Origin of the sequence: Streptomyces sp. NPDC006385, from assembly GCF_040612485.1 — a bacterium.
GTDB lineage: Bacteria > Actinomycetota > Actinomycetes > Streptomycetales > Streptomycetaceae > Streptomyces.
Window position 1 is genome coordinate 64,141 of the sequence record NZ_JBEXQG010000020.1, and the last position, 13,846, is coordinate 77,986.

Genomic DNA, 13,846 nt, shown 5'->3' on the forward strand with positions numbered 1-13,846 from the left:
GAGGTCGTACGGGCCACAGCCCTTGCCCGAATCCACGAGGACACCTGTCTAGATGCCTGCGCACGAGTCCCCGAAGCAGCCCCCCGAGCCGTCCCTCACGACACCGGAGGGCGTGCGGGCCTGGCTGGAGTCGGCCGTCACCGAGGCGGCCGGGCTCGCCCCGACGGCCGTCGACCCGGACCGGCCGATCGCCGAATTCGGCCTGAGCTCACGGCAGTTGGTGACGCTGGCCGCCGAGCTGTCCGCGTCGACCGGCCGGACCTTGGACCCGTCCCTCGTGTTCGACCACCCCACCGTCGCGGCGCTTTCCGAGGCGGTGTTCGACGACCCGTCGGCCCGGACCACGGCAACGGCTCCCGCTCCCGACGACACGCCCGTGCGGGCCGATGACGCCGTCGCGATCATCTCCATGGCCTGCCGTCTCCCGGGCGGCGCCGACGACCCCGAGGCGCTGTGGCGGCTGCTGGCCGCGGGCGAGGACGTCATCTCCGAGGTGCCGGCGGGCCGTTGGGACACCCAAGGGCTGTACGACCCCGACCCCGAGGCCCCCGGCAAGGCGTACTCCCTGCGCGGCGGCTACCTCCGCGGCATCGACCGCTTCGACGCGAGCTTCTTCGGGATCTCGCCGCGCGAGGCGGCGGCCGTGGACCCGCAGCAACGGCTGCTGTTGCAGACCGCCTGGGAGGCCATCGAACGCGCCGGGATCGTCCCCCACACGCTGAACGGCAGCGCCACGGGTGTCTACATCGGCCTGTACGACAGCGGATACCTGGCATCCGCCGCCCTGGACAAGCTCGACGGGCACGTCGGCACCGGCACCGCGCCCAGCGTGGCGTCCGGCCGTATCGCCTACACCCTCGGCCTCCAGGGCCCCGCGGTCACCGTCGACACCGCCTGCTCCTCGTCCCTGGTCGCCCTGCACCTGGCGGCGCGGGCGCTGGCGGGCGGTGAGTGCGACCTCGCGCTGGCGGGCGGCGCGAGCCTGCTGGTGACCCCGCGCGGGCACGTCGAGTTCAGCCGGCTGCGCGGGCTGTCACCGTCCGGGCGGTGCAGCCCCTTCTCGGCGGACGCCGACGGCGTGGTGTGGGCCGAAGGCTGCGGCGTGGTGCTGCTCAAGCGGCTCGCGGACGCGCGCCGCGACGGCGACCGCATCCTCGCGGTCGTCAAGGGCTCGGCGATCAACCAGGACGGCCGCAGCCAGGGCCTCAGCGCCCCCAACGGGCCCGCCCAGGAACGGGTGGTGCGCGCCGCCCTCGACGCGGCCGGGCTCCGGCCGCACGACCTGGACCACATCGAGGCGCACGGCACCGGCACCCGCCTCGGCGACCCGATCGAGGGCCGGGCCCTGGCCGCCGTCTTCGGACCCGGCCGCCCGGCCGACCGCCCCCTCGGCATCGGCTCCCTGAAGTCCAACATCGGCCACACCCAGGCCGCCGCGGGCATCGCCGGCGTCATCAAGACCGTCCTGGCCCTGCGCCACGAACGGATACCGGCGTCCCTGCACGCCGAGGCCCCGACCGAGCACATCGACTGGGCGCGCGGCGGTCTGCGCGTGCTCCGCGACGCCCAGGCGTGGCCGCGGGACCCCGAGCGGGTGCGGCGCGCCGGCGTGAGCGCGTTCGGGATCAGCGGCACGAACGCCCACGTCGTGCTGGAGGAGCCCCCGCAGGAACCCCCGCAGGAACCCCCGCGGGAGCACCCCCAGCGCCCCGGCGCCCTCCCCGGCGCCACCCTCTTCCCCCTCTCCGCCCGTACCCTCCCCGCACTGCGGGCGCAGGCCGGGCGCCTCCTCACGGCCCTCACCGAACAGCCCGACGTGCCGCTCCCCGCCGTGGCGGCGACCCTGGCCCACCACCGCACCCACTTCGAGCACCGAGCCGTCGTCCAGGCGAGTGACCGCGAGGAACTGCTCACCGCACTGCGGGCCCTCGCCGAGACCCGGCCCGACCCCGAAGGGGTCATCGGCCCCCGACAGGGCGGCGGCGCGGGCAAGGTGGCGTTCGTCTTTCCCGGTCAGGGAGCCCAGTGGCCCGGCATGGCGCGCGATCTGCTCGACCGCGACCCGGTGTTCGCCGACGAACTCGACCGCTGCGACGCCGCCCTGCGGCCCTTCACCGGCTGGTCGGTGACGTCCGTGCTGCGCGGTGGCGCGGGCGCCCCGGCCCTGGACCGCGTCGACGTCGTCCAGCCGGTTCTCTTCGCCGTGATGGTGTCGCTCGCCGCCGTGTGGCGCGCTCGCGGCATACGGCCGGACGCGGTCGTCGGACACAGCCAGGGCGAGGTCGCCGCGGCCTGCGTCGCCGGGGCGCTCGGCCTCAACGACGCGGCGGCGGTGGTCGCCCTGCGCAGCCAGGCCCTGACCGAACTGTCCGGCACCGGCACGATGGCCGTCGTCGCCCTGCCGCACACCGACGTCGAGGACCGACTCGCCGACCACGACGGCAGGATCGGCGTCGCCGCCGTCAACAGCGGCCGCTCGACCGTCGTCGCCGGTGCCGTGGACGCGGTGGAGGCGCTGCTCACCGACCTGGAACGGCAGCAGGTCTTCGTCCGCCGCCTCGACGTCGACTACGCCTCCCACAGCGCCCAGGTCGAACCGGTCCGCGCCACGATCCTGGAGGAACTCGACGGGGTCACCACCTGTCCCACGTCCATCGCCTGGTACTCCACGGTCACGGGCGAGCCCGTCACCGACGAACTCCAAGCCGACTACTGGTACACCAACCTGCGCGAACCCGTCCGCTTCGCGCCCACCGTCCGGCGCATGGCCGCCGACGGCTACCGCTGCTTCGTCGAACTCGGCCCGCACCCGTCGCTGCTCACCGCCCTGCACACCATCGACGAGGACCTGGTCGCGGTCGGATCGCTGCGCCGCGACGAGGACGGCCCCGCGTGCCTGGACCGTGCCGCAGCCGAACTCCACGTCCACGGCCGGCGCGTCGACTGGCGCCACCTGGCCCCGCGCACCGCCCCCGCCGACCTGCCGACGTACGCCTGGGACGCCCAGCGCCACTGGATCGAGCCCGCCACCTCCGCGACCGCCCCAGGTCTCTTCGACCGCGCCGCCCACCCGTTGCTGGGCATCCAGCTCCAGTCGGCGGACGCGACCCGCTGGACCTTCCGCGACGAATGGTCCCCGGCCACCGCCGACTGGCTGCCCGACCACACCGTCTTCGGCCGGACCGTGGTCTCGGGCACGACCCTGATGGAACTGTGCCGAGCCGCCCTCGCCGTGGCCCGCCCGGAGGCCCCCGCCGACATCACCGACCTGCTCCTCCTGGCGCCGCTCACCCTCCCCGACACCGGCACGGTCGAGGTGTCCGTCGAGGTGACCACTGCCGGGACCGCGCCGGAGATCACGGTCCACAGCCGTCCGCGCGACCAGGAGGCGGCGGACTGGACCCTGCACGCCACCGCGTCCGCCGCCGAACCGGCTGCCGTGCCGGCCGACGAGCCACCGGCGTGGCCCGAGACGGCCGAACCGGCCTGGAGCGAGGACACCTACGAGCGGCTCACCGCACTCGGCCTCGGCTACGGCCCGGCCTTCCAGGGCGTACGACACGCCGTCGTGACCGGCGACGGAACCCTGCTGGCCCGCCTCTCGCCGCCGCCCGTGGCCCGTGACACGACCGACCCTTGGCCGGTGCACCCGGCGCTGCTGGACGCCGCCCTCCACGTGGCCGCCGCCCTCGACGCCTCCGACCGGCGCGTGCTGCTGCCGGTGGCGGTGGCCCGCTGCGTCCTGCCGCCGGGCGGCGCGACGGATCTGATCGCGTCCGTGCGCCGGACCGGCGGTGACGGCGCGGACCTCCTCCTGGACGTCAGCCTGTGGGACGGCGACGGCTTCCCGGTGGGCCGCCTGGAGGGCGTACGCCTGCGGGCCGCGAATCCGGCCGACCTGAGCGGAGGGTCGGAGAACGGCCGGCACCTGTACGAGGTGGCGTGGACGGCCGTGCCGGAGAAGCCGGCCGAGGCACCCGCAACGGCGTGGACCGTCCACGGCGACCCGTCGGACCCGGCCGTCGCGGCGGCCCTGCGCGACCTGGGCGCGGCGGGCGCGCAGGTCACCGACGGGGGCGCCGACACCGTCGTACGCTTCTGGCCCCGTCCCGCATCCGACACCGAACCGGCCACCGCGGCCCACGAGTTGGCGACCGCGGCCCTCGCCGAGCTTCAGGCGCTCATCGCCCTTCCCCCGGACGCGGCGCCCGCGCGCACCGTCTGGGTGACCCGCGGGGCGATCGCAGCCGCCGACGCCGACACGGTGCCCGGATTCGCCCAGTCGGTGCTGTGGGGCCTGGCGCGCGGTGCCCGCACCGAGCACCCGGACCTTGGACTCACCCTTGTCGACCTCGACGGGGACGAGCCGTCACCGCTGTTCGCCGTCGCGTGCGCCGATGAGCCCGAACTCGCCCTGCGCGACGATGAGGTGCTCGCTCCGCGCCTGGTGCGCGCCCGCACGGCGGCAGCCGACCGCTCCCCCTCGATCCCGACCGACGGCACCGTGCTGATCACGGGCGGACTCGGCGCGGTGGGCGGCCACATCGCCCGTCTGCTCGCCGAGAGCGGTGTTCCGCGCCTGCTGTTGACGTCCCGTCAGGGCGCCGCCGACCCCCGCGCCGCCCAGGTCACCGCGGAACTGACCGCACTCGGCGCCGAGGTCGAGGTCGCCGCGTGCGATGTCGCCGACGCCGCGGCCGTGGCGGACGTACTGGGCCGAATCGGCGGCGAGTCGCCCCTGCGCGGCGTGGTCCACTGCGCCGGAGTCCTCGCCGACGGCGTGCTCGCCGAGCTCACTCCCGAGCGCCTCGCACAGGTGCTGCGCCCGAAGGTCGACGGCGCCGCCCATCTGCACCGGCTCACCGCCGACCTGCCGCTCGACCTCTTCCTCCTGGTCTCCTCCGCCGCGGGAGTGGCCGGCAACGCGGGCCAGGCCAACTACGCGGCCGCCAACGCCTTTCTCGACCAACTCGCCCACCACCGAAGGGCCTTGGGCCTGTCCGGTGTCGCGGTCTCCTTCGGCGCCTGGGCGGGGGAGGGGCTCGCCGCCGAGCACGCCGACCTGGAACGGATGGCCCGCCTCGGACACCGCGCCCTCACCCCCGACCAGGGCCGCGAGCTCACCGAACTGGCCCTGCGGCGCGACGCACCGCACGTGGTCGCCTGGGCCGTGGACCTGCCCCGGCTGCGGTCCGCCGCGCCGGCGGGCGCACTGTGGCGCTCCCTGCTCCCCGCGCCCCGCGCCGACCGGGCCGTCCACCCCACCCTGGCGGATCGCCTGGCCCGCCTGCCGGAGCCCGAACGCGCCGCACGCGTCCTCGCCCTGGTCCGCGAGGAGGCATCCCGTGTCCTCGGTCTGCGCTCGGCCGAGGCCGTCCGCCCCGACCAGCCGCTGCGCGAGCTCGGCATGGACTCGGTGACGGCGGTCGACCTGCGCAACCGCATCAGCACCCGCATCGGCGCCAGGCTCCCGGCCACCCTGCTGTTCGACCACCCCACGCCCACCCGTCTCGCCGAGTACCTGCTGACCGGCGCGCGAGCGGCGGCGGGACGGACGGTCCACCAGGCGGCGCCCGTGGCCACGCCCGTGGCCGCGACCGTGGCCGCGCCCACGGTCGCCTCAGGTGAGCCGATCGCCCTCGTCGCCATGTCCTGCCGCCTGCCCGGCGGAGTGACCGACCCCGAGGGCCTGTGGCGTCTGGTCGCGCAGGGACGGGACGCGGTCGGACCGTTCCCGGCGGGGCGGTGGGACGTCGAGTCGCTGTACGACCCCGACCCGGACGCCGTCGGCAAGTCCTACGTCCGCGAGGGCGGCTTCCTCGACGACATCGCCTCCTTCGACGCGGCCTTCTTCGGCATCACCCCGAAGGAGGCGGCGGCCATGGACCCGCAGCAGCGACTGCTGCTGGAGACGGCCTGGGAGTCGCTGGAGCGCGCCGGGATCGTGCCCGCCGACCTGGCCGGCAGCACCACCGGTGTGTACGTCGGGATGTTCGGCAGCGACTACCTCTCCGGGACCCGGCTCGACCAACTGGACGGCTACATCGGTACAGGCTCGGCCCTGAGCGTGGCCTCGGGACGGCTCGCGTACACGCTGGGGCTGAACGGCCCCGCGCTGACGGTGGACACGGCGTGCTCGTCGTCGCTGGTGGCCGTGCATCTGGCGGCGCAGGCGCTGCGTGCGGGCGAGTGCGATCTCGCGCTCGCCGGCGGCGTCACCCTGATGGTCACGCCGCAGACGTTCGTCGAGTTCAGCCGGCTGCGCGGCCTGTCGCCGACGGGCCGCTGCCGCTCCTTCTCCGACGCCGCCGACGGCGCCGTCTGGGCCGAGGGCGCCGGCATGGTCGTACTGAGACGACTGGGCGACGCCCGGCGTGACGGGGACCGGGTGCTGGCCGTGCTGCGCGGCACCGCCGTCAACCAGGACGGCCGCAGCCAGGGCCTGTCCGCGCCGAACGGCCCCGCGCAGGAGCAGGTGATCCGGCGGGCCCTGGAGCAGTCCGGGCTGCGGCCCGCCGACATCGACCACGTCGAGGCACACGGCACCGGCACCACCCTGGGCGACCCGATCGAGGCGAACGCCCTCGCGGAGGTCTTCGGCGCCTCGCGTCCCGAGGGCCGTCCGCTGTATCTCGGCTCGCTGAAGTCCAACGTCGGGCACACCCAGGCGGCTTCGGGCGTGGTCGGCCTGATCAAGGTCGTGCAGTCGCTGCACCACGAAACCCTCCCGCGCACCCTGCACGCCGACACGCCCAGCCGTCACGTCGACTGGGCGGACAGCGGGCTGCGTCTGCTGCGGGACGAGGCGGCCTGGCCCGCGTCCGCGGATCGGGTACGGCGCGCGGGCGTGAGCGCCTTCGGGATCAGCGGCACCAACGCGCACGTGATCGTGGAGGAGGCGCGGTCGCCGGCGGTCGAGCCCGCGGCCCGACTCCCCGAGGGAAAGCACCTGTTCGTCCTCTCGGCGCGCAGTGAGCCGGGCCTGCGCGGACAGGCCGCGGCCCTGGCCCGGCATCTCGCCACCGACTCCGCCCCGCTGCCGGACGTCGCCCACACCCTCGCCCGCCACCGCAGCCACTTCGAGCGGCGCGCGGCGGTCGTGGCCGAGGACCGCGACGAACTGCGGGCCGCGCTGGAGGAGTTGGCGAACGGACGCGTCACGTTGCCCCCGCTCCGGGAGGAGCAGGCGGGCAAGGTCGCCTTCGTCCACGCCGGACACGGTGGTCAGTGGCCCGGCATGGGCCTGGACCTGATGGCCGGGTCGGAGGCCTTCCGCGCGGAGCTGACCCGGATCGACGAGGCGGTGCGGCGGCACGCCGGATGGTCGGTGCTCAACGCGCTGCGGGCTCCGGAGGAGTTCTCCCCGCTGGAACGCACCGAGTACCTGCAGCCCTCGCTGTTCGCGGTGAACGCGGCACTGACGGCCGCCTGGCGCTCGCTCGGCGTCACCCCCGACGCCGTCACCGGCCACAGCCTGGGCGAGATCGCCGCCGCGTACAGCGCGGGCGCCCTCACCCTGGACGACGCCGTCGCCGTGGTGACCGGGCGCGCCCAGGCGGTCGTACCGGTCGCGGGCAAGGGCGGCATGCTGTCCCTGGACCTGCCGCGCCCGCGCGTCGAGGAACTGCTCGCGCCGTACGCCGGCCGGCTGTTCGTCGCCGCCGTCAACAGCCCCCGCTCCACGGCCGTCTCCGGCGCCGGCGACGCCCTGGCCGAGCTGCGCCGGAGCCTCGATGAGCAGGGGATACCGGCAAGGCCGCTGTCGACCCCGTTCGCCTCGCACACCCCGCTGATGGCCCCGCTCCGCGACGGCTTGCTCGATCGTCTCTCCGGCATCCGGGCCGCACGCACCGAGATTCCGCTGTACTCGACGGTGCTCGCGGAGCCCGTGCCCGCAGAGCGCCTGGATCCCGGCTACTGGTACGCCAACCTCAGCGAGCCCGTCCGCTTCGCGGACACCATCCGTCGCATGCTGCACGACGGCTACCGCTGCTTCGTCGAGCTGAGCCCGCACCCGTCGCTCGGCTCGGCCATCGAGGCGGTGGCCGCCGAGGCCGGGATCGACGTGGTGAGCGTCGGCTCGCTGCGCCGGCAGCGGGGTGGACGGGACGTACTGCTGCGCAGGCTGGGCGAGTTGTACACGGCCGGCCACACGCCCGACTGGCCGGCGCTGTTCCCGGCGGGCCGCCGCGCCGACCTGCCCACCTACGCCTTCGCCCGCGCCCGCCACTGGCTCGCCCCCGCACCGGCCGCCGCCACCGGCGCCTCACCGCTGCTCGGCACGCACGTCGAGGCCAGCGACGAAGCCGACCGGCACCTCTTCCAGAGCGAGGTGGACCTGCGCGACAGCCGCTTCGCCTACCTGACCGACCACCGGGTCACCGGAGAGACCTGGCTGCCCGGCGCCGCGTTCCTCACCATGGCGCTGGAGGCCGCGACCGCCGTGCGGGACGGCGACGACATACGGCTCACCGACGTCAGGTTCGTCCGGCCGCTGCGCCTGGACGAGTCCCGGCCGACCCGGCTGCAACTGGTCCTGCGCCCCGCCGTGGACGGCATGCGGGACTTCACCGTCGCCTCGGCGCCCCCGGGCGGCGGACCGGGCACACGCTGGCAACACCACGTCAGCGGACGTATCGCCGTCACCTCCGCCGCACCCGCCGCCGACCCGGGCGAGCCGCTCTCCGCGCTGCGCGCACGATGCACGGAGCAGGCCGACCTGCCGGCGGTGTACGCCGCTCTCGCCGCCCTCGGCATCGACTACGGCCCCGCCTTCCAGGGTCTGGAGTCGGGCCACCGCACCCGGTCGGCGAGCCTCGCGCGACTGACCGACAAGCCCGCCGCCGGCCACCTGCTGCACCCGGCCGTCCTCGACGCCGCCTTCCACACGGCCGCGCTGCCCGGCGACGCACCCCAGGGACGGGCGTTCGTGCCCGCCCGCGTCGGACGGCTCCGCCACACCGGACTGCGCACCACCCCCGCGTGGGCGGCATGCGAGCTGCGGTCCGTGTCGGGCGACACCCTCACCCTCGGCCTCCGGCTGTACGACGAGAAGGAGCGACTGCTGCTGGAGGCGGAGGAGTTCGAGCTGGCGGCGCTCTCGCCCCTGGACGGTGCCCTGTTCGAGACCCGCTGGCAGCCCCGCCCGGTCGCCGACGCGCCGCCCGCGCAGGGCAGGTGGCTGATCCTGGCCGACGACTCGGGCGTGGCCTCAGCACTCGTCGAGCGCCTCGGCACCTCGGTGCCGTATGTGATCGCCCGCAGGGGCGAGGAGTTCGTGACCGAGGACGCCGGTCGCTACGTCCTCGACCCGGCCGATCCGCGGCACCTGGTCCGCCTCCTCGACGAGGCGTTCCCCAGCGAACCACCCGAGCGGATCGTCCAGTTGTCCGGGCTCGACGCGCCCGCGATCGAGGACGGCGACACGGCCGAGGAGGCGGCCCGGCTGTGCTGCCTGAGCACCCTGCACCTCGTGCGCACCCTCGCGGACCGGACGCGAGGACCGGCACCTCGCCTCTTCGTCGTCGTCCGGGGCAGCCAAGCCGCCGACGGCAGCATCCGGGTGACACACCCTCAGCAGGCGCTCGCCTGGGGCTTCGGCCTCGCCGTGGCCCAGGAGCACCCGGAGCTGCGGACCACCCTCGTCGACCTCCCGCCGACGGACGGCGTCGACGCCCTGTGGACCGAGCTGTGGCACGCCGACGACGAACGACTCGTCGCCCTGCGCGGCGCCGGACGACTGGTGCCCCGGCTGACCCGCACCCGCCCCGACGACGGCGGTCACGGCGCGATCACCGCGCACGGCGTGCGGCTGATCACCGGTGGCCTGGGCGGGCTCGGGCGTGTCGCCGCCGAACGGCTGGTCCGCCGGGGCGCACGCCGACTGGCCCTGATGAGCCGGAGCGCGCCCACCAAGGACGCCCTGGAGTGGATCCGGAACCTCGAAGCGCGCGGCGTGCGCGTGCACGTGGCGCGCGCGGACGTCGCCGACCGCGACGGCCTCACCGCCGCCCTGGACGCCGTACGGCACGCACTCGGCCCGATCGCCGGAGTCGTCCACGCGGCCGGCGTCCTGGACGACGCCACGATCGCCAACCTGACCGACGAGCGCGTCCTGCGTGTCCTCGCCCCCAAGGTCCTCGGCACCGCCCTGCTCACCGAACTCACCCCGGACGCCCAGGACTTGGTGCTGTTCGCGTCGGCGGCCGGCCTGCTCGGCTCGGCCGGGCAGAGCCCGTACTCCGCGGCGAACGCCTTCCTCGACGCCTGGGCCCACCATCTCTCCCGCGCGGACCGCCGGGCGCTGAGTCTGGACTGGGGCGCCTGGTCGGGCGTGGGCATGGTGTCCGAGTCCGGCGCCCGCGAGGCCGAGACGGAGCGCTCGGGTCTTGTCGCCTTCTCCGCGCAGGACGGCGGCGAGCTCCTCGACCGCGTCTGGACCACCGCCCGCCGCCAGCTCGCCCCCCTGGCCCTGGACCGGGAGATGCTGGCCCTCGACCCCGACGCGGCCCGCACCCGCCCGATCCTGGCCGACCTGATCACCGCCCCCACCGGCACGCCCGGCACGGACGACCTGGTCAAGAAGGTGTTCGCGGCGACGACCGACCCCGAGCGGACCGCACGACTGGAGACGTACGTACGCGCCCGTGTCGGCGAGGTCTCCGGCGGCGCGGCCCAGGTCTCGGCGACCACGGCGCTGAAGGAACTCGGCCTCGACTCCCTGATGCTGGTGCGGCTGCGCAATGCCTTCGCCCGCGACCTCGGCGTCGAACTGCCCGCCGCGACCGTCTTCTCGGCCGCCGACGTCCGCGGCCTCGCACAGGCCCTGACCGCGGCGCTGCCCGAAGGGCAGACCGGGGCGCGGGACGAACGGCGGCACTCGACCCGGGCCGTCGAGCCACCGCACGCCACCGACGTACCGGCGACCGAACTGCACCCCGCGACCCGCGACGTCGTACGGCTGCTGCGCAGCGCCCGGCCCGGCATGCCGGACGCCGCCCACGCCGTCGGCCTGGCCGTACGCCTCACCACGCCGACCACCCGCGAGGCCCTGACCGGCGTCATCGGCCGCCTCACCGCCAGGCACGCGGCCCTGCGCACCGCCATCGTCACCGCCGCCGAGGGCGGGCGCCGGCTGCGGGTGGACCGCGCACTGCCGCAACCGCCGTTGCGGTGGACGGTCGTGCCGGACGGGACGGGCATCGACGCCGCCGACCGGCTGCGGCACCTCCTTGAACCGCCGTTCGACCTGGCTGTCGCGTCCCTGTGGCGCTTCGAACTGCTGGACGGCGGCGAACGCGGCCAGATCCTGGTGTACGGCGCCCACCACGCCGTCAGTGATCTGCGGTCGCTGCTGCTGGTGGCGGGCGAGATCGACGCCGAGCTGTCCGGGGACACGCTCGGCGACACGGTCACCAACCGGGACATCGGCCTGCTGATCGAGGCCCAGCGGGTCGAGGAGCGGGCCGACCCCATCGATGGGCGCGCGGCGTTCCAGGGCGCCGGGCGCCTCGACCTGACCCTGAGCCGACCGCGCCCGCAGACGCGTTCGTACCGCGCCGGCAGCGTCACCGTGCCGCTTCCCGACGGGCTCATGGACCGGATCTCGGCCGCCGCGAGCCGGCTGGCCGTGACCCCCGCCGCCTTCTGCCTCGGCACCCTGACCGTCCTGCTCGCCAGGAAGCGCGAGCGCGAACGCTTCGTCCTCGCCGTGCCCGTGGACACCCGCATCCACGCCGACGCCTATGACGCGGTCGGCTTCTTCGGGGTGCCGGTGCCGTTCCCCGCCGAGGCGAGGGCGGGGGAGCGGATCGAGGAGGTGCTGCGCCGCACCGACGGGCGCCTGGAGAGGATCCTGGCCAAGGGCGCGATGTTCTCCGACGTGCTGCCGGTGCTGGCACGGGAGGGCCTGTACCGGGCGAACGCGCCGCTGGTGGAGGTCTACTTCAACTATGTGCGCGCCGCAGGCCGGTTCGCGGGGCTGGAGGTGCTCCCGGCGGGGACGGGCTACTCCGACCTCGACCTGATGATCACCATGACCCCGGACGCGGGCCGGATCCGCCTTGAGCACAACCTCGACATCCTGGACGCGGCCGAAGTCACCGAACTGGGCGAGGAACTGCTGCGCCTGGTCGCGCGGACGGCGCAGGACCCGACGAGCCCGGTCCGCACGACGCGGACGACGGCCGAGGCCACGGAGCCGGGCCCCCTCACCACGCGGTCCCGCACCACGCTGCCCCTCACCGCGCCGTCCCTCACCCTCGCCCTCGCCGCCACCTTCGCTCTCGGCAACCTGCCCCGGATGTGCGAGACGGCGATCGACGAGGCGGTACGGGACGGCAGCGCCACTACGGTCGCCCAAGCGCCGTACCACCACGTCCTGGCGAGCCTGCGCGACCCGTGCGGCGTGTTCGCCGACCCGGCCACGACGGCGGGCGTCGTCCTGCTGCGGGCGGCGGACCTGCAACGCTTCGGCCCGGTGGACGACACATCGCTCGCCGAATTGCGCACCGCCTACCCGGCCGCCCTGCGCACGGTGGCCGAGCGCACCCGCAAGCCGCTGATCGTCGGCTTCCTGCCCGCCGCACAGCGCGAGGACCGCTTCGCCCGTTGGGAACGAGAGGTCGCCGCCGACCTGGCCGACGTGCCCGGCATCGCCGTCCTCGGCCCCGACGACTGGACCCGCCGGCACCCCGTCGAGGACCGCTTCGACGAGCGGACCGAACGCCTCGCGCACCTCCCGTTCACCCCGCGCTTCCAGGCGGCCGTGGCCCTGCGCCTCGCCGAGGTCGTCCGGGCGGTACGGCGCCCCGCGCCGAAGGTGATCGCGGTCGACGGCGACGAGACCCTGTGGGGCGGCGTGGCCGGGGAGAGCGGTCCCGAGGGCGTCGACCTGACGGGCCCGCGCGCCCTGCTCGCCGACAGGCTGCTCCAGTGGCGGGCGGCGGGTGCCCTGCTCGTGCTGGTCAGCAACAACGACGAGGACACGGTCCGCGCCGTACTCGACCGCCCGGACAGCCCACTGAAGGCGGAACACTTCAGCGTGCTCTCCGCGGCCTGGGGACCGAAACCGGACCGCCTCGCCGAGGCGGCGCGCACGCTCGGCCTCGGCCTGGACAGCTTCCTGTTCCTCGACGACAACCCGGCCGAGATCGCCAAGATGCGCGCCGCGCTGCCGCGGGTGCTGTCCGTGACCTGCCCGCCCACGGCCGAACTGCCGGACTTCCTGGCCCGGTTGTGGCCGCTGGTCCCCGCGGCGGTTACGGCCGAGGACACGTTGCGGGCGCGGTTCTACGAGCAGGAGCGGGAACGGGACGCGATCCGTGAACAGGCCGGTTTCGAGGAGTTCCTGGACCGGCTGGAACTGGAGGTCGACATCCGGGCCCTGTCCGACGACGACGTGCGGCGGGCGGAGCAACTCGTCCTGCGTACCAACCAGTTCACCCTGCGCGCCCGCTCCGCCGACGGCGGCGATGTCGGCCGCTGGCGCGAGCGCGGCGAGGTCTGGACGGCCGCGGCCCGCGACCGGTTCGGCGACTACGGGCAGATCGGGCTCCTCGCCGTGCGCCGCGACGGCGACCGACTCGACGTCCTGGCCTGGCTGATGAGCTGCCGCGCCCTCGGCCGAGGCGTCGAGGAACGCCTGTTGCGGTGGCTGGCCGGCCGCGCCGAGGAACTGGACTGCGCGAAGGTCCGCCTCACAGCGGAACGTACCCCGCGCAACGCCCCGGCCCGCCGCCTGCTGGCGGCCCTGGGCGGCGGCGACCAGGACGACGACCGGCTGGAGGCCGTGGTCACGCCGGACCAGCTGCGGACGTTCCGCTCCTGGCGGCGGCCATGACGCCAC

General features: G+C 75.2%; 1 protein-coding gene. It reads left to right on the forward strand.

All coding sequences use genetic code 11. The features are described from left to right. The first annotated feature begins 52 nt into the window (after positions 1–52). The gene (locus tag ABZ078_RS18105; protein WP_356576325.1) at positions 53–13,840 is read left to right on the forward strand and encodes an SDR family NAD(P)-dependent oxidoreductase; all 13,788 of its coding nucleotides are present in this window, start codon (positions 53–55) and stop codon (positions 13,838–13,840) included. Positions 13,841–13,846: the final 6 nt, after the last annotated feature.

Excerpts from the sequence above, each read along its gene's own strand:
- ABZ078_RS18105 (WP_356576325.1), top strand. The coding sequence starts at position 53 with ATGCCTGCGCACGAGTCCCCGAAGCAGCCCCCCGAGCCGTCCCTCACG.